This window comes from Streptomyces axinellae (assembly GCF_039532135.1).
Classification (GTDB): Bacteria; Actinomycetota; Actinomycetes; order Streptomycetales; family Streptomycetaceae; genus Streptomyces; species Streptomyces axinellae.
The window spans coordinates 246,645-266,504 of sequence record NZ_BAAARJ010000010.1 but is presented as its reverse complement, the minus strand read 5'-3'; the positions used below and the strand labels follow the sequence as shown (position 1 = coordinate 266,504).

The following is a 19,860-nucleotide window of genomic DNA, read 5'->3' as shown; positions in this document are numbered from 1 at the left end:
CCGCAGCGCACCACACTCACCAGGAGCACTCTTGTCCTCTGCGCCCGCACCCGCGCGCTTCCTCACCCCCCAGGCGGCAGCCGACCTCGCCGATGTACCGGCGACCAGCCGCTGGGCGAGCAACGGCACCGTCCGGCTGCACGCCTTGGACTACGGCGGTTCCGGCGTCCCCCTCCTGATGCTCCCCGGCATCACCAGCCCCGCCATCACCATGGACTTCGTGGCGCGCGAGCTGACCGATCTCGTCCGCCCCCTGGTGCTGGACGTACGTGGCCGCGGCTTCTCCGACGACGGTGAGGGCTACGGCCTAGGCGCGTACGCCGAAGACACCGAGGCCGTCGTCACCGGACTCGGCCTGCGGGAGCCGCTGCTGTTCGGGCACTCGATGGGCGCCCGCATCGCCGCCGTCACCGCCGTGCGCGGCAAGGCCGCGCTCTCGGGCGCCGTGCTGGTGGACCCGCCGATGAGCGGGCCCGGCCGGGGACCGTATCCGACGACGCTCGACGCCTTCTTGGGTCAGCTCGCCCAGGCCCGGCGCGGCACGGACGCCGAGGAGGTCGGCCGCTCCTGGCCGCGCTGGCCGGCCCGCGAGCGGGAACTGCGCGCGCGCTGGCTGGCGAGCTGCGGGGAGGCCGCGATCCGGGGCACCCACGAGGGCTTCGAGCGGGAGGACTTCTTCGACTGGTGGCCCTCGGTCCCGGTCCCGACGGCACTGCTGTACGGCGCCGACAGCCCGGTCGTCACCGCCGAGGGCGCGGCGGAGGCGGCCCGAGCCCTGCCCGGGGCCGCGCTCACCGAGGTTCCGGACGCCGGACACATGCTCTTCTGGGACAACCCGGAGACGGCGCTCGGGCTGCTGCGGGAGGCGCTGCGTGGGCTCCTGGGCTGAGCCGTCGGGGACCGGCCGCACACCCCACCCGTGCCCGCGAGACCTCTCAACTGTCGTGCTTAAGTGGGCTCATGGCTGACAAGACCCCTTCCACGGCGCCGGGCACGGGCGGCCCGCCCGTCGCCCCCGCCGTGCTCACGGCCGCGCCCGGATACCAGGTGCGGCGCCTTTACCAGGCGTATCTGGCGGCGTGGGTCCGCACCGTCGATCCGACGCTGACCGGACCGCAGTTCGCGGTGCTCACCACCGTGCACGCCAACCCGGGCAGCGACCAGAGTTCGATGGCCTCCGCCGTCGCGCTGGACACCTCCACCATGGCGGACATGGCCCGGCGGCTGGAGAAGCGCGGGCTGCTGGAGCGCCGCACGTCGCCGGCCGACGGCCGCCGAAAGCTGCTCTACCTCACGGAATCGGGCGAACGCATGCTCCGTGAGACCAACGGCCGGGCGCGGGAACTGGACGAGCGGCTGCTCGAACAGTACGACCCGGCCGGCCGCGACCGGCTCCTACGGGAGCTGACCGCCCTCGCCGACGACTGGGAGCGGCTGGGCGGTGGCAACGTATAGGGCGCACGAGCGCGCCCGCACCACAGAGGGAGAACCCGTGACAGACCACCACATCGGCATGATCGTCCCCAGCTCGAACCTGACGATGGAGACCGAACTGCCGCGCATGCTGCGGGCCCGCGAGGAGACCCTGCCCGGGGACCGTTTCCTCTTCCACAGCAGCCGGATGCGGATGCGGCATGTGACTCCCGAGGAGCTGCGCGGGATGAACGCGCAGACCGAGCGGGCCGCCCTCGAACTCGCCGACGCCCAGCCCGACGTGGTGGCCTCCGCGTGCCTGGTGGCCATCATGGCGCAGGGCCCCGGGCATCATCGCGTCGCCGAGGAGGAGATCAGGGCCGGTCTGGACGCCGGCGGCTGCGCGGCCCCGGTGGTCTCCAGCGCCGGGGCGCTGCTGAGCGCCGTCGAGGCGCTGGGCGCACGCCGGGTCGCGGTGATCACCCCGTACATGAAGGAGCTGACGGGCATGGTGGTCGACTACCTGGAGGAGGCGGGCACCGAGGTGGTGGACTCGCTCAGCCTGGAGGTTCCGGACAATCTCGCGGTGGCCCGGCTGAACCCGGACGACCTGCGCGAGCACTGGCGGCGGCTGGACCTGACGGGCGCGGAGGCGATCGTGTTGTCGGCCTGTGTGCAGATGCCCTCGCTGTCGGCGATCGAGCACGTGGAGGAAGCCTCCGGACTGCCGGTGCTCTCGGCGGCCACCGCCACGGCACACCGCCTCCTGACCGAGCTGGGAGTGCCGGCGGTGGTGCCCGGCGCGGGACGGCTGCTGAGCGGTGACACACCGCTCGGGCCTGCCGCCTGACCCGCCTGCGCGGACCGGGCCGGGGGATCGCGGCCCGGGGTTGCGCGCGGGATTCCGGCCCGGGATTGCGGCGGGGTGGTTCCCCCTGGGGCCACATCGCCTTCAAGGTCGAGCACACGACCCAGGAGGCCATGCGGAAGCGCATCTCCGCGGCCGGTTACTCCGACAAGGACGCCTACGTCATCGACCAGGGTTCTGTGTCCCGCTGTACATCACCGACCCCAACGGCCTGATGCTGGAGTTCACCGTCGACCATCCCGACATCGAGAAGACCGACGCCGAGCGGCGCGCGACGGCGCACGCCGATCTCGCCCGCTGGCTCGGCGGCGACCACACCAGCAACAACCACCGGCGCTGAATCCACCACAGGACCGGACCGGGGCCGCGAGCCGGCGCGGTCACCCGTCGGGGCCGGCCACGGCGGCGTGCGAACAGGCACGGTGACCGACGAGATCATGGACCAGACAGCCGACTGGCTGCCGGGCCGGTGCGGGCGGCCGATTCGCCGCGCGCCCGGTCGCGGTAGCGCAGCGGCGCCTCCCCCAGCTCCCGTTTGAACGCGGTGCTGAAGGCACTGTCAGATGCGTAGCCCAGTTCCGCTGCCAGCGAGCCGATGCGGACATCCCGATCGCGCAGGGCCCGCTGGGCCAGCAGCATCCGCCAGCGGTGGAGATAGGTCAACGGCGGTACGCCCGCCATGGCGCGGAAGCGTTCGGCGAACGTGGCCCGCGACATCGCCGCGGCGCGTGCCAGCTCCTCCAGTCGCCACGGCTTCCCCGGATCGGCGTGCATGAGACTGAGCGCCGAGCGCAACCGCTCGTCCCGCACCACCCGCAGCCACCCGGGTGGTGGCTGTGCCTGGTCGAGGTAGGCGCGCACCACTTCGAGGATCAGAAGCTGGCCGAACTGCCGGACGGCGAACGCCGAGCCGATCCGGCTTTCGGCCGCCTCCTCGACCAGGGCATCGAGGATGCGGCGCAGGTCGGTGGCGGTCGCGGTCGATGCCCGGACATGGCCCACCGGCGGAAGCGCCTGCAACAGCAGCGCCCGGCCGGTCGGGTTGAGATCGACGCGACAGCCGACGACGATGTCCGGGACGTCGCCGTCGCGGCTGTCGTCGCCGCTGACCCCGCCGCCGGTGTCGTCGCGGACGGTGCGGTAGCCCGGGTCGGGGAAGATCTCGCGGGGTGGTCCGTCGCCGGTACCACCCTCAACGCGCAGCCACGTCCTGTTGTTCAGGACCGCGACATCGCCGGACTCCAGTTTGAGTGGAGCTTCGAGGCCCTCGGTGGACAGCCAGACCTGGCCGCGCGCCACCGCGACAAGCTTGAGCGGGTCATCGACGAGACCGTGCGACACCCAGCGCCCCCGCACCTCGAACCCGCCGGTCATCTGCCCCTGGAGCTCCACGAGGTCGAATACTTCGGACAGTTGATCAGCCATCGTGTCCATACTCTCGCGAAAGAAAACCGGACCTTCAATTATTCATAGTCCGGGCAAGCGCCGCCACAGTGATGGCATGAATCCAAAACAGCATCCTCTCGGTTCCGGCTTCACCGCGGCCTCGACGGCCGCGGACGTTCTTGAAGGCATCGACCTGTCCGGCATCAACGTCGTCATCACCGGCGGTCACGTCGGACTCGGCCTGCAGACCACCCGCACGCTCAGCGCCGCCGGCGCGTCCGTCACCGTGGGCTCGCGCCACCGCGACCGGGCCGCCCGCGCGCTGACCGGAACCGCACGCGTGGAAGTCGGCCAACTCGACCTCCTCGACCCCGCGTCGATCGACGCCTTCACCGCCCGCTACCTCGACTCCGGTCGCCCCCTGCACATCCTGATCAACAACGCCGGCATCATGGGCGGCCCTCTGGTACGGGATACGCGCGGCTACGAGTCGCAGTTCGCGACCAACCACCTCGGCCACTTCCAGCCGACCCTGGAGCTGCTGCCCGCACTGCGCGCCGCACAAGGCGCCCGCGTCGTCAACGTCAGCTCCGGCGGCCACCGCTTGAGCGGCATCCGCTGGGAGGACCCCCACTTCACCACCGGCTACGACCCCATGCTCGCCTACGGGCAGTCCAAAACCGCCAACATCCTGTTCGCAGTCGAGCTGGACCGGCGAGGGGCCGGTGAAGACATCCGCGGCAGCGTCCACTCGGCCATGGGGCTCACCGACGCATCGGGGCGGCCGATCATCGATCCCGACCGCGACAAGAAGACGCCGCAGCAGGGCGCCGGCACCATCGTGTTCACGGCGACCAGCCCCCTGCTCGCTGGTATCGGCGGCGTCTACCTGCGAAACAACGACATCTCACCGCTGGACGACAGCGCCGGGCCCGCCGTCTTCGACGCAGCCGCGATCGCCTCGGCCAACGTTGTGCCGCACGCCATCGACCCGGACGCGGCACGGCGGCTGTGGGAGCTGAGCGAGCGACTCCTCAAAGGGTGACGACCGCAGCCCCGCATCGGCCACCGTCCCGCTGAACGGGGTCAGCCGTCTGTTGCCGGTCCCTCTGTGTGCGGCAGGGCCGTGACCCCTCTGCGGAAGTCCGCACGCACGTCGTCCTGGTCGGCCGACGCGAGGACAGGCGTGCCGCGAAGTCCCCGGTGAACCGGGAGTGCAGGTGCCGGCGCAGCAGTTCGCGGGCTTCCGGGTGGCCTGGCGACGAGGTCGCCGTACCGCTGGTCGATGACGACACCCGCTACCCGTGGTTCCACGTGTACGCAGGAGCCGTGGACTCCGCGTGTCCCCCGGCCGGGTCCGCAAGTCCGTCGCCCGCACCCGGGCCGCCTCCGGCCCTGGTACACCCGCCCTTCTGCGCATCTGGGACGGAGTGGGACACGGCATGGCATCCGGCGACTGCGAAGCCGTGCTCCACAACACCTACTGGCTGAGCTTCCTCATGCGGCGCCTCGGCCTCACTCCTGCCGCCGACCCGTGTTGACAGGCCGTCGCCGACAGGCATGCCGCACTAAGCATCCGCGATCCAGCTGCCATGGAATCCCAGCGGTACCCGGCCCGGCAGGTGGATCCGGGCCAGCGGGGGGCCGCCGAAGTCCTGGGCCGAGAGGATCACCAGGTCGGTTGCGCCGCGGTCGGGATCGTTCACGTACGACAGGGCGTAACCGTCGTCCTCGGCCCGCGCCCCGCGCCGGGGCACGAACACCGGCTCGCTGACCGCCGCGCCCGTGGGGAAGCGGTGAAGCTGCCTGCTGCCCCGCAGCATGTCGTGCTTCACCAGGTAGTTGGTGAACCTCTCATCCGGCGGCACCCCGTCGGCGGTCTCGTACGCGCGCCACATCTCGGCTGCACTCGCAGTGTAGGCATAGCGGTGCCGGCGTGAGACCAGGGATTCGTTGATGCGGGGGAACTCCTGCGGACGGTCATCCAGCCGGGTGCTGTGAACCCGGTCCGCGCGCAGGTCGATCGTCCAGCGGTCGAGCGTGGGGGAGCCGGTCGCGCAGGGGCCGCCCATGCCTCGGCCGGCGGCGTAGAACGGCGCGGGGAACCCGATGTACTCCAGCACTACCGTGTCACCCTCGTCATAGGCGTTGAGGGTGTGCGAGTAGTACACCGGGTCGATCTCGAACCAGCGCGTGGTGCCGCCGGTACGCGGCAGCAGCCCGATGCGCATGGGGTGCCTGTCGTTCCACACGTACGGCACGAGCGCGCCCGCCTCCGCGGCGGGAGCGTCGAAAGTGATGGGCACATCCACGATCACCACGTACTTCTCGGTGAGCGCGAAGTCGTGCATCATCGGCGCGTCCGCGACGGGAACCCGTGTCGTCCGCGCCACCCGGCCCCTCTGGTCGATCATGACGTGCCGCACATGGTCCCAGGTCGGGTAGTAGGCGATCGCGTGCAGTTCGTCGGCCGCCGCGTCGTACTTGGTGTGCGCGGTGAACGCGCCCTTGAGGGTGGAGCGGAAGTCGTACGGGCGCACGGTGTTGAGCTCGCCGTCCAGCTCGTACGGCAGCGGCCCGCCTTCTTGCATGGCCAGGATGCGGCCCTTGTACGGGATCACATGTGTGTTGCACGCGAAGTCGTCCGGCGGTACCCGGCCGGGATAGGTCTCCCCCAGCTTCTCCGTCACCTGCGAGGACCGCACCCAACGGTTGCGGTACCACTCAGCACGCCCGCCGCGGAGACACACCCCGTGCACCATTCCGTCGCCGAGCATCCAGTGGTGAGCGCGGACGTCCTCAAGGCCCAGTGCGTTCGGACCGTTGCGCAGGTAACGGCCGTCCAGATCGCGCGGAATGCGGCCGGTCACCTTGAGGTCGAAGGCGGTCAACTCCTCGGTGGCCGGCGCGAAAGCGCCTTCCACGAACGGGGTGTCTCCGCTCGCTCCGCTCTTCCCGGCTGCCGGACTCGCCTGCGCCGCAGCGGTGAAGAAGCCGGCCCCAAGGCCGCTCCCGACCACACTGCCCGCAGCCGCGACCGCGGTGCCCTTGAGAAGTCTCCGCCGCGTGTGACTTGCCATCATGCTTCCCCGTTCCCCTTATCGAGGCCCGGCTCTCTCGGCCGGACTCGTGGTGACGGGAGCAACTCTCCTCCCCGGACGCCCGTGTAGCAGTCGCGCCAGACCCCGGATCGGAGGTGGTGCTGACACCACCACTTCGCAGGGCGACTCTTCACCGGAAGGCGGGCACAGCGGCCCGCGGTTTCTCACCCAGGACGCTCGGCCCCGGGCGCGACGGGCCAAGCCTGCTGACCCCCTGCTCCCCCGCCGCCGGCGATCCCCGTCACCACGAGAACGGCCCCGCCCCGCCCAGATGCTCCGCGATGCGGGTGACAGTGTCTGTGTTCTTCTCGAATATGTGCGCCTGCGTGCCCGCCTCCTGGGCGGCCTCGGCGGTGACCGCGACGTCATCGACCAACAGACAGTCCTCCGGACGCGCTCCCAGTCGGGCACAGGTCACCTCGAAGGCGCACAGGCCGGGCTTGCGGACGCCACTCCGTATGCATAAAAGGCATAGGATATTGCCCATGGCGCAAGAAGACGGAGAGCTCGACAGTCTCGTACGCAAACGCATCCGTGCCCTGCGGGTCGCCCAGGGCTGGTCCCTGGAGGAGTTGGCCACCCGCGCCAACCTCAGCCAGTCCTCACTGAGCCGTATCGAGAACGGCCAGCGGCGTCTCGCGCTGGATCAGCTGGTCACCCTGGCCCGTGCTCTGGACACCTCGCTGGACCAGCTCGTGGAAACCGCCGCCGACGACATCATCACCAGCCCGATGATCGACAGCGTCCGCGGCCTGATGCGCTGGCCCATGAAGAACGAGCCCGGTACGACCGTGATGCGCCAGCGCATGACCGAACCACCACCCGAGAATCCGGCGCGCATGCGCGCCCATCCCGGGCGCGAATGGCTGGTCGTCCTCTCCGGCACCGCGACGCTCATGCTCGGCAACCGCCGCTTCCGCATCGAGACCAATCAGGCCGCCGAGTTCCCCACCATGCTCCCGCACGCGATCGGCGCCGCGGGCGGCCCCTGCGAAGTTCTGGGCATCTTCGACCGCGACGCCCGCCGCGGTCACCAGCGCGAAAACGGCGACCACGACGCTCAAGACACCCGTGAATGACGGCGCCCGTGAATGACGGTGTGGAGCGCGTACTTGCGCGTGGGTGGCGCTCCGGCCCTCCGGTCGGCCTGGGAACGGGCCCCGCCTGCCTGGCCGTTCTCCGGATCGAGGCACTCCGGCGTCGGCGAGCCTCTTGAGAGCCACCGAGTTTCCGGCGGCCTCGAAGGCGTCCCGAAAGGCGGCGGTGCCGTCGGCACGGGTGGGACCGCGACGACGGCTTTGACGCGGACACCGGCGGGGGCGTACTCGGCGGCCCAGACGCGGGGAAGGGATTCGAGGGCGGCCTTGACGGCACCGTGGATGCCGGTACCGAGGCCGGGGCGACAGCGACCTGATCATGGGCCCCGGGAATGCCGCCGAGTTCGATACCCGCACACCCCACTGGTTCGGCAACGCCGAGGTGCGGCCGGTCCAAGCCCTCGGCCTCCTCGGCCCATCGGGGCGAGCCCGCCCACCCGTGCGCCCGCCCCGGGCGGACAGCTCGCGACGACGGCCCCGGTCGCAGATCCGCGGTCTCGTCAGCGTGCTGCCGCCGGGGGCCCGGCCTCCCAGTCGACCTGAACCCGCCCCTGGGCCAGGAGCACGGCACCCCCGGCTCCGACCCGCCCGTGGCGTGCGCGAACCTCGTGCCGGCACTCGACTCAGGGGCGACGCACGGGCGTTGGGGCGAAGGCGTCTTTCAGTGAGGTGCCCCTTCATGTCTTGACACCAGGCGGCTCTCCGACGATTTTGGGAGCGCTCCCATAGCACACTTCGTGATTCCGCTGCGTCCCGTACGCGCTTCCGGTACGGGGCGGGGCGTGTTCCGCCGCACCACAGCACTGGACGCATTTCCACCCATCGCACCGCGGCATCGTCATGTGAGGAGCAAGCATGTTCATGCACGTCTTGTCGTTACGCAGAAGAGACCGGCACGGGGCCCGGACCGTACGTCCGCCCACCGGTCCGCGGCGTCGGCGTGGACGCCGCGCCTCCGCGCTCGGTCTCGCCGTCGCTCTCCTGAGCTCCGGCCTGGCTCTCGGAGCCCTCGCCGCACCGGCCCAGGCCGCCGCGCGCGTCGAGAACCCGTATGCGGGCGCCACTCCGTATGTGAACCCCGACTGGTCGGCCAAGGCTTCGGCGGAGCCGGGCGGGGACGCCGTCGCCGACCAGCCCACGTTCGTGTGGTTGGACCGCATCGCCGCCATCGAGGGCACGTCCGAGGCGCGCGGCCTGCGCGGTCACCTCGACACCGCGCTCGCGCAGGGCGCGGACCTCGTCCAGCTGGTCATCTACGACCTGCCCGGACGCGACTGTTCGGCTCTCGCTTCCAACGGCGAGCTCGGACCCACCGAGATCGGCCGCTACCAGAGCGAGTACATCGACCCCATCGCCGACATCCTCGGCGACTCGAAGTACGCGAGCCTGCGCATCGTCACCGTCATCGAGCCGGACTCGCTGCCCAACCTCGTCACGAACGCCGGTGGCACCGAGGGGTCCACGGAGGCGTGCGCGACGATGAAGGCGAACGGGAACTACGAGAAGGGCGTCGGCTACGCCCTCGCCTCGCTCGGCGACATCCCCAATGTCTACAACTACGTCGATGCCGCCCATCACGGCTGGCTCGGCTGGGACAGCAACCTTGTCCCCGCCGCCCAGGAGTTCAAGAAGGCCGCCACCGCCAACGGTGCGACCGTGGACGATGTCCACGGCTTCATCGTGAACACCGCCAACTACTCGGCGCTCGAAGAACCCCACTTCAAGGTGACGGACACCGTGAACGGCACGACCGTGCGCCAGTCCAAGTGGGTGGACTGGAACCAGTACGTGGACGAGAAGACCTACGCGCAGGGCTTGCGTTCGGTGCTGGTCGCGCAGGGCTTCGACTCCGGTATCGGCATGCTCGTCGACACCTCCCGCAACGGCTGGGGCGGTGCCCAGCGGCCCTCCGGTCCCGGACCCACGACGTCCGTTGACGCGTATGTCGAGGGCGGGCGCGTAGACCGTCGTATCCACGCGGGCAACTGGTGCAACCAGTCCGGCGCCGGGCTCGGCGAGCGGCCGAGCGCCGCTCCGGCATCCGGCATCGACGCGTACGTGTGGGCCAAGCCGCCGGGTGAATCCGACGGTTCGAGCAAGGCCATCGACAACGACGAGGGCAAGGGTTTCGACCGGATGTGCGATCCGACGTACACCGGCAACGGCCGCAACGGACACAACATGAGCGGCGCTCTCGCGGATGCCCCGCTGGCGGGTCACTGGTTCTCGGCCCAGTTCCGCCAGCTCCTGGCCAACTCCTACCCGCCGGCCGGTGACGGCGGGGAGAACCCCGGCGAGCCCGGCGACACCCGCGCGCCGAGCGTTCCCACAGGTCTGACGGTCTCGGGCACCACCGCGGACAGCGTGTCCCTGACGTGGTCGGCCTCCACCGACGACACCGGCGTGGCCGGGTACGACGTGTACCGGAACGGTGTGAAGGCTGGCGGCACCAGCACCACGTCCTACACCGACACCGGCCTGGCGGCCTCCACTTCCTACCGCTACACGGTGCGGGCGCGGGATGCCGCGGGCAACGTCTCCGCGGCGTCCTCCGCCGCGCCGGCCACGACACAGGCGTCGGGCCCCGGCGGCCCGTCGGGCCTGAAGGCGCAGTACAAGAACAACGACTCCGCCCCCAAGGACTCGCAGATCAAGCCGGGCCTGCGGCTGGTGAACGGTGGCACGTCCGCGGCCGATCTGAGCAAGGTCACCGTGCGGTACTGGTTCACCAAGGAGGCCGGCGCCACTGCGTTCTCCACCTCGTGCGACTACGCGCAGCTGGGCTGCTCGACGGTGAAGTCCTCGGTGACGGCGCTGTCGTCCGCCAGAACGGGCGCCGACCACTACGCGCAGGTCTCCTTCTCCTCCGGCAGCCTGGCCGCCGGTGCGGACAGCGGCGACATCCAACTGCGGCTGAACAAGACGGACTGGTCGAACTTCGACGAGAGCGACGACTGGAGCCACGGCACGGGTACGTCGTACGCCGACATGCCGCGGATCACCGTCTATGTGAACGGTTCCCTGGTCTTCGGCACCGAGCCGTAGACCGCCCGCACGCCCCGCGTCCTCGTTCGTCCTCGCCGGCGGGCGGGGACGCGGCACCTGCGTCCCCGCTGCCGCGCTTTCATACGGCCCCGCGCTCTCGCATGCGGCCTCGGGCCCTCATGCGGCCGGGTGCGCCAGCGCGGTTGGCCGGCGCGGTTGTGCCGGACTCCGTTCCCCCGCGCCGGCCGCGACCCCCTGCTTGAGAACCCGTCGGCGCCGTAGGGCTGCTTTCGGCAGAACCGGCGGGGATCACACGGCGCTCCAGCCGGAGTCGGCCGCCCAACTCTCGGCGGCGGCCATCAAGATGTCGGTCGCGGGAGCCTTGATCTGTCCGTAGGCCATCAAGTCCGGCACGCTCGTCGCCAGTCGCCGCTTGAACGTCCCCCACGCCCGGCGAGAGAGCTCGTCGGCACGCAGGAAGTCACGGAACAGCAAGGCGTAGCGGGCGTTTTGGCCGTCGCTCTCGCGGAGGTGGACATTGCAGGGGCGGGCGCCGGCCGGTGGGGCGAAGACAAGTTTCCGGCAGTGGACTCCGGCCGAGACTTCCGAGCGGTTCCATGGCTCGGGCCGGCATCGGAAGCCGAGCGCGGCAAGCAGCGTTACATCTTTGACCTCATCGAGGCTCTCCACCCGGATCTGCACATCGATGCAGTCCTTGGCCGGCAGACCCGCCACCGAGGTCGATCCCACGTGATCGATGGCAGCCGACCGGCCGTCCAGGGCCTCGCTCAGTTGTCCGGCCAACCGTGCGAACTCCGTTGGCCACTGCGGCTGGTAGTCGATCACTTCGGCCTGCTGACGCTCATCGGGAAACGGCATGCCGGCCCACGCTACCCCCAGCCCGCGGGGCCGGAGCCGGCCGCGTCAACGTGAACGCGCGCGGCATCTCGGCAGCCGGCCGGCAGGCGTGCCCGTGGCGCGCAGCGGTGGTCTTGCCGACTTGGCCCGTGGCTCGTCGTCGCGCCGCTGGGCCGGCCCCTGCGTGAAGATCCCTTGCATGAAAACATCCCTGGTGGTGCAGGGTGTGCCAAGGGAGTGGAGGACTTCGCGTGCGGTTACGGGAACGGCTGCGGTACTGGTTCGACGGCACGATGGACCGTGGGACGCCCGCTCTGATCGGCTGGCTGGCGCTCGCCTCGGCCGCACTGATCGTGGCGGTCGCCTCGCTGGTGGTGCTGTTCACCGACGAGGACACCGAAGCGCATGGCGGGTGGCTCGGCGTGGCGTGGATGAGCCTGCTGCGCACCCTCGATCCAGGCACCATGGGCGGCGACACCGGGCGCCCTGTCTTCCTGGCCCTCATGCTGACGGTGACGATCGGTGGCATCTTCATCGTCAGCGCGCTCATCGGTGTGCTGACCGCCGGACTCAACGCCCGGATCGAACGGCTGCGCAAGGGCAAGTCGAAGCTCTTCGAGCGGGGCCACACGATCGTCCTGGGGTGGTCGGAACAGATCTTCACGGTGATCGAGGAACTGGTCGAGGCCAACCAGAGCGAGCGTCGCTCCTGTGTGGTGGTGCTCGCCGACCACGACAAGATCGACATGGAGGACCAGATCCGGGCGCGGGTCCCCGCGACCGGGCGGACGCGGGTGATCTGCCGGTCGGGGAACCCGCTCAAGCGCGCCGACCTGGAGTTGGTCAGTCCTGACACCAGCAAGGCCATCATGGTGCTGCCGCCGGCGAATCCCGATGAGGCGGACACGATGGTCATCAAGACGCTGCTGGTCTTGAACAACCGTTCCTGGCGGGGCACTCGGCCGCATGTGGTAGCCGCTGTGCAGGATTCGGACAATCTCGCGGCGGCCCGTCTGGCCGCGGGCGAGCACGGCCTGGTGATCGACGCCGATGACATCGCTGTCCGCTTCATCGTGCAGTCCCACCGGCAGGCGGGGCTGTCCACGGTCTGCAACGAAGTGCTCAGCTTCTACGGCAACGAGTTCTACATCTGCGCCGAGCCCTCGCTCACCGGAGTGACCTATGGCGAGGCCCTGCACCGGTACGAACTCGGCGTGCCCGCGGGGCTGCGCCGCGCGAGCGGGGAGGTCCTGGTGAACCCGCCGTCCGACACGGTCATCGGTGACGGGGACGGCGTCATCGTGCTCGCCGAGGACGACCTGTTCATCAGGCTCGCCGACCGGCGCCCGGCACAGATCGTCGAGGAGGCGCTGGCCTGCGCCCACGACCGGGCGCGGGCCCCGGAGCGGACTTTGCTGATCGGGTGGAACGGCCGCGTCCCGAAAATCATCGACCTGCTCGACAGCTTCACCGAGCCCGGCTCGGAGCTGGACATCGCGGCATCGCACTGTCCCGAGGCGGCCACACAAGAGCGGCGCCGCAATCTCACCGTGGCGCACAAGCACTGCCGCCCGACCAGCAGACGCTCCCTGGAGGCCCTGGATCCCGGCGGCTACCAGCACGTCCTGGTTCTCTCCGACGAGCGCGCCGATCCCGAGCAGGCCGACAACCACACGTTGGTGACGCTGCTTCACCTGCGCGACATAGAAGACCGGCTCGGCGACCCGTACTCGATCGTCACGGAGATGAACGAGGACAGCAACCGCGAGGTCGCCCAGGTCACCAAGGCGGACGACTTCATCGTCAGCTCCAAGCTGATCAGCTTGTTGCTGACGCAGCTCACGGAGAACCGGCATCTCCACGACGTGCTGATCGACTTGTTCGACCCCGCCGGCTCCGAGATCTACCTGAAACCGGCGACGCGCTACCTGAACCCCGGCGCCGACGCCAACTTCACCACCCTCATAGAGGCGGCCCGACGGCACGGTGAGACGGCCCTGGGGTACCGGCTGAACGCGCAGCGCGACGACTCCCCGTCCTACGGCGTACACCTCAATCCGCCCAAGTCCGCTCCGCTCAGCCTGCACGAGGACGATCACGTCATCGTGCTCGCCGAGGAAGCATGAGGAGGGGGCGGCGGCAAGGAATCCCGGCCGGGGCGAGCGGCGGTCCGCGTGGTGAAGTGCCGGCCACCGCTCCGCGCCGCAGGGCCGGCTCCGGAGAGTCCGCAGGGCTGACTCGGGAGAGTTGATGTCGGGGGCCGAGGCCGGGAGTTGACTTCGCCGACTGCCGGTCGTCGCGGCCGGCGGCGTTGGGTCGTGTGGGTGAAACGCGGACCTCGTACGGGTGACTGCCAGGCCGCTCGGTCCCCGCCACCTCCACCATGGCAGCAGAAGGTGCCATCGGGACGGCGGGAGGCGAGCATCGGTGCCCTCTCGAAAGCTGCCCGTCGCCCCTCACCGCCCCGCGATGCGTGGCCGCCCCGCCCTCCACGCGCACCGGTCGGCCGCGGGTCTCACGGCCGTATTCGTGCTGCTGCTCACGGTGCTCTTCCTCGGTGGCCCCTACCCGGCTGCCGAGGAACTCGGATGCCCGGAAGGCGGGGCCGGCGTCACGGCCACTGCCGCGGCCCCCTGCCATGAGAGGGCCGTTGTCACCGCGCCGCGCGGCCACCACCACCCTGGCCACGGCCCCTCTCATGTGTGTCCTGCGGCCTCGGCCGGCCACAGGCTGTGCCACGCCCCGCTGCCCGCGGTCGATTTCCCGCCGGTCAGCGAACTGCCGCCACGCCCGGCCGCTGCCGCGGGATGGCCGCCCGCGAAGGTGGGCCAGCGCCCGCCGGCGACCCGGCGACAGATCCTGCGCTGCTGATCGGCGCCCGCCGCCCGGGTTCCCCGGCCAACCGGGGCTCCGGACTGCGATCGCTCCGCCTCAGCACATCTGCCGCAGGAGAACCATGCCCATCGACCCTTTCCGGGCGATTGCCGCCTTGGCACGCGCCGAAGTGAACCGCGCCGCAAATCCCGCCCCGCCCCGCCCCCGCCGGCACGCCGAAGCCGCCGGATGCCGGAAACCGGCGGAACCCGCCCAACCCGAGGCACCCGCGCCGCCCGAGGAGCCCGCCCAGCCCCCGCCCCGAACATCCGCAAGGCGCCGCACGGTCTGGCACCGGATCACCGCCCGGATCCGCCGCGACGTCTCAGGCTGACACCGCCACACCGGTCTGCCACGCGCCTCAACCGGGGGCGGTGCGGGACAGGGACGGGGGCGATCCCCCGCTGGGCGGGCCGGGGCTGTCGATGGCCGGGCCGGTATCGCACCGGCCCGGCCGCCCGCTGTCAGGTGCTCGGGGCGCCCTTGGTCTTCCCGCCCGTCATGGTGCGTTCGCGGCGGCCTTCGCGGGGAGTTGGGCCGCCACCAGGAAACCGCCGCCCGGCCGGGGCCCCGTCTCGATGCCGCCGCCCGCGAGCCGGGCACGTTCCCGCAGCCCGATCAGTCCGTGGCCGCCGCTGGGCAGCAGCGGTGTGCCGTCCGAGGCCGTGCTCTCCCCGGAACGGTCATCGGGCGGAGCGTCGTTGCGCACGCTGACCCGCACGGTGTCGTCGCGGTAGTCGATCCTGACCTCCGTCTCGGCGCCCGGTGCGTGTTTGTGCACGTTGGTCAGGGCCTCTTGGACGATCCGGTACGCGGCGCGCTCGGTCGTCTCCGGCAACGGCCGCGGCTGCCCGGTGGTACGCAGCTCCACCGGCAGTCCGGCGCCGCGTGAAGAGGTGATCAGCGCCGGTACCCGGGCCAGTGCCGGGCGACTGCCGGTTCCGGTCTCCGCCCCGGTCCGGGCTCCGGTGCCCGGCCCGGAGACAGGCGCACCGAGTGCTTCCGGTGCCGCGGCGTCCGGCTCCTGCGGGAAGGGCGCCGGGGCCGGACCCGGCGCGCTCCCCGCAGCGGCTTGCGGGGGTGCGGGCGCGGTACTCGCGGCGGGCGGGCGGTGCTCGTCCTCGGGCTGCGGCCGGCGCAGCACGCCGATCATCTCCCGCAGTTCGGTCAGGGCCTGCCGTCCGGCGGTGGCGATGGTGTCCGACGCCTCCTTGGCGGCGGACGGGTCCTCGGCGACATAATGCAGCGCGTTCGCGTGGACGACCATCAAACTCACCTGGTGGGAGACCACATCGTGCATCTCGCCGGCGATCCGCCGCCGTTCTTCCGCCACGGCCGCGTCGGCGATCAGGGTCTGTTCGCGCTCGGCCCGCTCGGCCCGGTCCACCCAGGCTCGCAGCGCGGCCCGGCGCTCCCCCGTGTACAGGCCGAACAGCAACGGGACCAGCACCGTGAGCAGGTAGGCGAAGCTCTGCTGGCTCACCAGCTGCCGCGGTTCGTGCCAGAGGGAGGTGTGCGCCGAGACGAGGACCAGGAGACTGACCAGCGCCGCGGCTGAGGCCACGCCGCGCTGCCGCGGGCCCCGGTAGGCGCCTTCCGCGTACAGGGCGAAGAAGAGTGTGAAGACGGAAAGCTGCACGGAGTGTGCGGCGAGACATACCGCGAGCACCATTTCGGGCGCGCGCCTTCGGGCCAGCAACGTCAAGGCGACGAGGATCCCGACCGTGAGGTTGAGCCACGGTGTCAGCGGTCCCAGGCGGGGATTGTCGAGGGTTTCGACCACCGACAGCCACACGGCGATCGCTGTGGTCAGACAGTCGCCCACCACGGGGCGGCGCAGGAGGCGACGCAGCTTCGGCCAGCGCGCCGTCCTGGTCTCTCCGGCAAGGCTCCCCAAGGTCACCGGCCGAGCGTATACGGCAGCGCGCGTGCCCCGGACGGTGGGCGGGCCAGGTCCTGGCTCCGGGCGATACCCCCGGTTCGCTCGTGTGGAGAGGAGCAGTCGGTACACGGTTCCCGGGCGCCCGGTTCCTTCGAGGGTCCTGCGCGGGATCCGCGGACTGGGGACGCGTTCGTGGCCGCCTCCGATCCCGATCCCGATCCCCCGATCCCGCCCCGTGATCCCGCTCCCGTGATTCCGGTCGCTGGTCCGGGCTTCGCCGGTCGAGACCACCCCCTTCCGTGCCGTAGAGTGGGTCTCACAGCGCGGGGTGGAGCAGCTCGGTAGCTCGCTGGGCTCATAACCCAGAGGTCGCAGGTTCAAATCCTGTCCCCGCTACCAAATTTCCGGCCCCCACGACAACGTGTCGTGGGGGCCGGAAGCATGTGGGCGCAACCTGAGCCAGGACCGCACAAGGGTCCGGCCGGCCTCCTGTGGAGGCTGCCGCTCCGCACTCTCGGCGCTCCCCCAACTGACCCGGAGCGGGCCGGACTTCCGCATGAGAGGGAGGTCTCGTCCGCAGCGGCGGGCCGTTCGTTGTCCGGGGGCCAGGGGACGCGTCTGGGCCGCCTCCCGCCGTCGGCCGGGCTGATCGGCACTGCTACGTTCATGCCGGTCTGCCCGGTGATAGGTCGATGCCGGTCGGCCGCCGACCGCCCTCGACTCCGACTGAGGCCGTGCACCGGCCTCAATCCAAGGAAGGAAGATCCGCCATGCCCACCAAGGCACTGCAGATTCCCACCGCGGACGGGCAGGCGGACGCGTTCGCCGCCTTCCCCGACGGCGGCGAGCGGCACCCCGGAGTGCTGCTGTACCCGGACGCCTTCGGTGTGCGGCCCGTGCTGGAGGAGATGGCCGGCGAGCTGGCCGGGCACGGCTACTACGTACTCGTCCCCAACCTCTACTACCGGCACGGTCCGGCGCCGGTGATCGACCTTCCCGAGCACATCGGAGAAGAGGTCCGGGCCACGGTCTTCGCCGAGCTGATGCCGTTGATCGAGGCGCACACGACAGAGCGTGTCCTGCGCGACGCCGACGCCTATCTCGGGTTCCTCACTTCTCAGCCGGAGGTCAGCGCCGGGCCGGTTGCCACGATCGGCTACTGCATGGGGGCCGCCTTGGCGATGCGCACGGCCGCGGCCCACCCCGGTCAGGTGGCCGCCGTCGCCGGCTTCCACCCCGGCTTCCTGGTCACCGACGCGGCCGACAGCCCGCACCGGCTCGTCTCCAGCCTCACCGCCCGAGTCCATCTCGGTCTCGCCGAAGGCGATCTGACCCCCGAGGCCATCGGCGAACTCAACCAGGCCCTGGATGCCGCGGGTGTCGCGTACACCACCGAGGTCTACCCGGAGACCATCCACGGCTTCACCATGTCCGACACCGACGCCTTCAGTCCCTCGGGGCTGCAGCGCCACTGGGACCGGCTGCTTCCTCTTCTGGACCGTGCCCTGGCCGACGGCTGACAGGCTGACGCTCGGGGCGGCCGGAATCCCGGCCGCCGTATACGCGGCTCGTCCGGGATGCCCCGGCTCGCCCAGGGGGCGCTCGGCGGCCCGCGTGGCGTCAAGGGCAGGGGCGGGCCCGGGGTCAGGACAGGGGCGAGCCCGGGATGGGCCATGCGATCGCGGAGGTCGCTCTTTCGATGAGTTCCGGGGCGCCGGGCGGCGGCCAGGTCCCTTCGGCGTAGAGTTCCCGGCGGATGCGGACGCGTTCGTCGAGGCCGTGGAACGGCCATACGTGCACGATGCGTTCGGGGCCGTCGAGTGCGTACATCACCACCGTGACCGGATCGACGGGGTCGCGGGCGGGGAGTGCCCGGCGCCAGCCCTCGATCGTTCCGGGCAGGCCGCCGGGGACCAGGGTGTAGTCACGGATCTCGTAGACCGGCCCGAGCGCGCCCACCTCCACCTTCGGCATCATCGGAAGCCCGGCGAAGCTCGCGACGTCGATGCCGGTGACCTCGCCGGTCGCGGAGAGGGGGTGCCCGCCGAGCCGCATGGCGTGCCGGGCGGCGAGGAGAGCTTCCTCGTCGGGGAACGACCGCAGGACCCAGATGCGTCCGAGTTCGCCGTTCTCCGAGGTCCACCCGCCGAGCCAGCGTCCGCCGTCTCGCGCGTCACCGGCCCATGAACCCACGGCTTCGGCGACGCGTGCGCCGTTGACCAGAGCGCTGGAGACCGTTGTCCATTCGTACCCGACGGCCCGCTGGTGCGCGGGAACGTCTTCAGAGGTGATGGGCGCTTGCCTTGCCATCCCTCCTCCTTCCGACAGGTGGCCCAGTCACGGCACGAGCGCGCCGCGGCCACCGAACATACGGCAGCCGGCGATCATCGCGCGGGGTGCCCCCTCGCCCGCCGGGAGCGTGCCGTCCGGAGTGTGTCGGGGCCCGGTCACAGGGCGTGGAGGAAGTCCAGCAGTGCCGCGTTGACTTCGGCCGGACGGTCCTGCTGTGTCCAGTGTCCGCAGCCGGGGAGCAGCACGGTCGCGCGCAGGCGGGGGACGTAGGGGGAGCGGCCGGACAGGAGTTCCGCGCCGCCGGGCAGGCTGGGGGCGAGGTCACGGTCTCCTGTCATGTACAGCGCGGGCGTGGGTATCACCTGCTGGGGCCAGGCGCGGGTGAGGGTCCAGTTGCGGTCCATGTTGCGGAACCAGTTGAGCGCGCCGGTGAAGCCCTGGGGGCCGAAGCTCTCCGCGTAGGTGTGGACGTCGGCTTCGGTGAACCAGTCAGGCAGCTGTGCGGGTTCGGGCCAGGTGTCCAGCAGTCCGCCGTCCTCGGGGAGGAGGTGGCGCCAGGGATTGGCGTCGCCCGAGGCGCCCCACAGGGCTCGCCGGATGGTGGCGTACGGGTCGCGGGCCAGTTCTTCGTCGGCTGTTCCGGGCTGCTGGAAGTAGACGGTGTAGTGGTTGTCCCCGGCGGCGGCGCGCAGAGCGGCGACCGGCGGGGTGACGGGGCGCGGCCCGTGCGGGGTACCCACTGCGACCACAGCGCGGAGTCTGTCGGGCCTGAGCAGCGCGGTGTTCCAGCGCCACGGCGCCGCCCCAGTCATGGCCCACGAGCACGGCGGTGCGCTCTTCGAGTGCGTCCAGGAGACTCACGGCGTCCCCGACGGTGTGCAGCAGGGTGTATTCCTCGACGCCGTGGGGGCGATCGGTGCTGCCGTAGCCGCGCTGGTCGGGGGCTACGGCATGGAATCCCGCGGCGGCCAGTGCGGTCAGCTGATGACGCCAGGAGTACCACGACTCGGGGAAGCCGTGGAGCAGCACGACCAGTGGGCCCGATCCTGCCTCGGCCAGGTGCATACGCAGGCCGCCGACGCGGAGGTGCCGGTGGGTAACGCC

General features: G+C 71.0%; 17 protein-coding genes and 1 tRNA gene. 11 read left to right on the top strand and 7 right to left on the bottom strand.

All coding sequences use genetic code 11. The annotated features are described in order from the left end of the window. Positions 1-31: 31 nt before the first annotated feature. The 4 genes from ABD339_RS17325 to ABD339_RS17310 all read left to right on the top strand — a co-directional run bounded on the left by ABD339_RS17325 (position 32) and on the right by ABD339_RS17310 (position 2,621). Positions 32-889 (top strand): alpha/beta fold hydrolase, encoded by an 858-nt coding sequence (locus tag ABD339_RS17325; protein ID WP_344566997.1) that lies wholly within the window; start codon positions 32-34, stop codon positions 887-889. A 71-nt stretch (positions 890-960) separates the two neighbouring features. Beyond that, positions 961-1,455, top strand: coding sequence for a MarR family winged helix-turn-helix transcriptional regulator (locus ABD339_RS17320; RefSeq protein WP_344566994.1), 495 nt, complete (start codon positions 961-963; stop codon positions 1,453-1,455). A gap of 37 nt (positions 1,456-1,492) precedes the next feature. Beyond that, positions 1,493-2,263, top strand: coding sequence for a maleate cis-trans isomerase family protein (locus ABD339_RS17315; protein ID WP_344566992.1), 771 nt, complete (start codon positions 1,493-1,495; stop codon positions 2,261-2,263). Between the two features lie 232 nt (positions 2,264-2,495). Continuing rightward, positions 2,496-2,621 (top strand): hypothetical protein, encoded by a 126-nt coding sequence (locus ABD339_RS17310; protein WP_344566990.1) that lies wholly within the window; start codon positions 2,496-2,498, stop codon positions 2,619-2,621. A gap of 95 nt (positions 2,622-2,716) precedes the next feature. On the opposite strand, the gene ABD339_RS17305 is transcribed toward ABD339_RS17310, so the two are convergent. After that, positions 2,717-3,706: an AraC family transcriptional regulator gene (locus ABD339_RS17305; RefSeq protein ID WP_344566988.1), complete on the bottom strand. Its 990-nt coding sequence runs from the start codon at positions 3,704-3,706 to the stop codon at positions 2,717-2,719. Between the two features lie 76 nt (positions 3,707-3,782). Here ABD339_RS17305 and ABD339_RS17300 point away from each other — a divergent pair, with 76 nt between their 5' ends. Together ABD339_RS17300 and ABD339_RS17295 are read left to right on the top strand one after the other, a co-directional pair. Further along, entirely contained in the window at positions 3,783-4,712 is a 930-nt protein-coding gene (locus ABD339_RS17300; RefSeq protein WP_344566986.1) for an SDR family NAD(P)-dependent oxidoreductase, read from the top strand. A gap of 295 nt (positions 4,713-5,007) precedes the next feature. Then, positions 5,008-5,208: a hypothetical protein gene (locus ABD339_RS17295; protein WP_344566984.1), complete on the top strand. Its 201-nt coding sequence runs from the start codon at positions 5,008-5,010 to the stop codon at positions 5,206-5,208. Between the two features lie 27 nt (positions 5,209-5,235). Here ABD339_RS17295 and ABD339_RS17290 read toward each other — a convergent pair whose 3' ends face one another. Together ABD339_RS17290 and ABD339_RS17285 are read right to left on the bottom strand one after the other, a co-directional pair. Continuing rightward, the gene (locus ABD339_RS17290) at positions 5,236-6,747 is read right to left on the bottom strand and encodes a carotenoid oxygenase family protein (protein ID WP_344566982.1); all 1,512 of its coding nucleotides are present in this window, start codon (positions 6,745-6,747) and stop codon (positions 5,236-5,238) included. A 262-nt stretch (positions 6,748-7,009) separates the two neighbouring features. After that, positions 7,010-7,144, bottom strand: a complete 135-nt coding sequence (locus tag ABD339_RS17285; RefSeq protein WP_344566980.1) for a hypothetical protein — start codon at positions 7,142-7,144, stop codon at positions 7,010-7,012. A 109-nt stretch (positions 7,145-7,253) separates the two neighbouring features. Between ABD339_RS17285 and ABD339_RS17280 the strand changes: the two genes are divergently transcribed. Continuing rightward, a complete protein-coding gene (locus tag ABD339_RS17280) occupies positions 7,254-7,847 on the top strand; it encodes a helix-turn-helix domain-containing protein (RefSeq protein WP_344566978.1) in 594 nt (197 codons plus the stop codon). Positions 7,848-8,720: 873 nt separating this feature from the next. Then, positions 8,721-10,910 carry a glycoside hydrolase family 6 protein gene (locus ABD339_RS17275; RefSeq protein WP_344566976.1) on the top strand — a complete coding sequence of 730 codons (2,190 nt, stop codon included), beginning with the start codon at positions 8,721-8,723 and terminating at the stop codon, positions 10,908-10,910. 249 nt (positions 10,911-11,159) lie between these two features. Here ABD339_RS17275 and ABD339_RS17270 read toward each other — a convergent pair whose 3' ends face one another. Next, positions 11,160-11,729 carry a GrpB family protein gene (locus ABD339_RS17270; RefSeq protein ID WP_344566974.1) on the bottom strand — a complete coding sequence of 190 codons (570 nt, stop codon included), beginning with the start codon at positions 11,727-11,729 and terminating at the stop codon, positions 11,160-11,162. 230 nt (positions 11,730-11,959) lie between these two features. On the opposite strand from ABD339_RS17270, the gene ABD339_RS17265 reads away from it, so the two are divergent. Beyond that, positions 11,960-13,834, top strand: coding sequence for a CASTOR/POLLUX-related putative ion channel (locus ABD339_RS17265; protein ID WP_344566972.1), 1,875 nt, complete (start codon positions 11,960-11,962; stop codon positions 13,832-13,834). Positions 13,835-15,081: 1,247 nt separating this feature from the next. Here the strand turns inward: ABD339_RS17265 and ABD339_RS17260 are convergent. Next, the gene (locus ABD339_RS17260; RefSeq protein ID WP_344566970.1) at positions 15,082-16,485 is read right to left on the bottom strand and encodes a sensor histidine kinase; all 1,404 of its coding nucleotides are present in this window, start codon (positions 16,483-16,485) and stop codon (positions 15,082-15,084) included. Between the two features lie 301 nt (positions 16,486-16,786). Here ABD339_RS17260 and ABD339_RS17255 point away from each other — a divergent pair. Together ABD339_RS17255 and ABD339_RS17250 are read left to right on the top strand one after the other, a co-directional pair. Beyond that, positions 16,787-16,863: transfer RNA gene (locus tag ABD339_RS17255), tRNA-Met, on the top strand. A 371-nt stretch (positions 16,864-17,234) separates the two neighbouring features. Then, a complete protein-coding gene (locus ABD339_RS17250) occupies positions 17,235-17,984 on the top strand; it encodes a dienelactone hydrolase family protein (RefSeq protein ID WP_344566969.1) in 750 nt (249 codons plus the stop codon). Positions 17,985-18,108: 124 nt separating this feature from the next. On the opposite strand, the gene ABD339_RS17245 is transcribed toward ABD339_RS17250, so the two are convergent. Beyond that, positions 18,109-18,774 (bottom strand): NIPSNAP family protein, encoded by a 666-nt coding sequence (locus tag ABD339_RS17245; protein WP_344566968.1) that lies wholly within the window; start codon positions 18,772-18,774, stop codon positions 18,109-18,111. 471 nt (positions 18,775-19,245) lie between these two features. Next, positions 19,246-19,821 (bottom strand): alpha/beta fold hydrolase, encoded by a 576-nt coding sequence (locus tag ABD339_RS33845; protein ID WP_425576015.1) that lies wholly within the window; start codon positions 19,819-19,821, stop codon positions 19,246-19,248. Positions 19,822-19,860 lie beyond the last annotated feature (39 nt).

Coding starts and splice junctions, on each gene's coding strand:
- ABD339_RS17320 (WP_344566994.1), top strand. CDS start 961: ATGGCTGACAAGACCCCTTCCACGGCGCCGGGCACGGGCGGCCCGCCC.
- ABD339_RS17310 (WP_344566990.1), top strand. CDS start 2,496: ATGCTGGAGTTCACCGTCGACCATCCCGACATCGAGAAGACCGACGCC.
- ABD339_RS17305 (WP_344566988.1), bottom strand. CDS start 3,706: ATGGCTGATCAACTGTCCGAAGTATTCGACCTCGTGGAGCTCCAGGGG.
- ABD339_RS17300 (WP_344566986.1), top strand. CDS start 3,783: ATGAATCCAAAACAGCATCCTCTCGGTTCCGGCTTCACCGCGGCCTCG.
- ABD339_RS17290 (WP_344566982.1), bottom strand. CDS start 6,747: ATGGCAAGTCACACGCGGCGGAGACTTCTCAAGGGCACCGCGGTCGCG.
- ABD339_RS17280 (WP_344566978.1), top strand. CDS start 7,254: ATGGCGCAAGAAGACGGAGAGCTCGACAGTCTCGTACGCAAACGCATC.
- ABD339_RS17275 (WP_344566976.1), top strand. CDS start 8,721: ATGTTCATGCACGTCTTGTCGTTACGCAGAAGAGACCGGCACGGGGCC.
- ABD339_RS17270 (WP_344566974.1), bottom strand. CDS start 11,729: ATGCCGTTTCCCGATGAGCGTCAGCAGGCCGAAGTGATCGACTACCAG.
- ABD339_RS17250 (WP_344566969.1), top strand. CDS start 17,235: ATGCCCACCAAGGCACTGCAGATTCCCACCGCGGACGGGCAGGCGGAC.
- ABD339_RS17245 (WP_344566968.1), bottom strand. CDS start 18,774: ATGGCAAGGCAAGCGCCCATCACCTCTGAAGACGTTCCCGCGCACCAG.
- ABD339_RS33845 (WP_425576015.1), bottom strand. CDS start 19,821: ATGCACCTGGCCGAGGCAGGATCGGGCCCACTGGTCGTGCTGCTCCAC.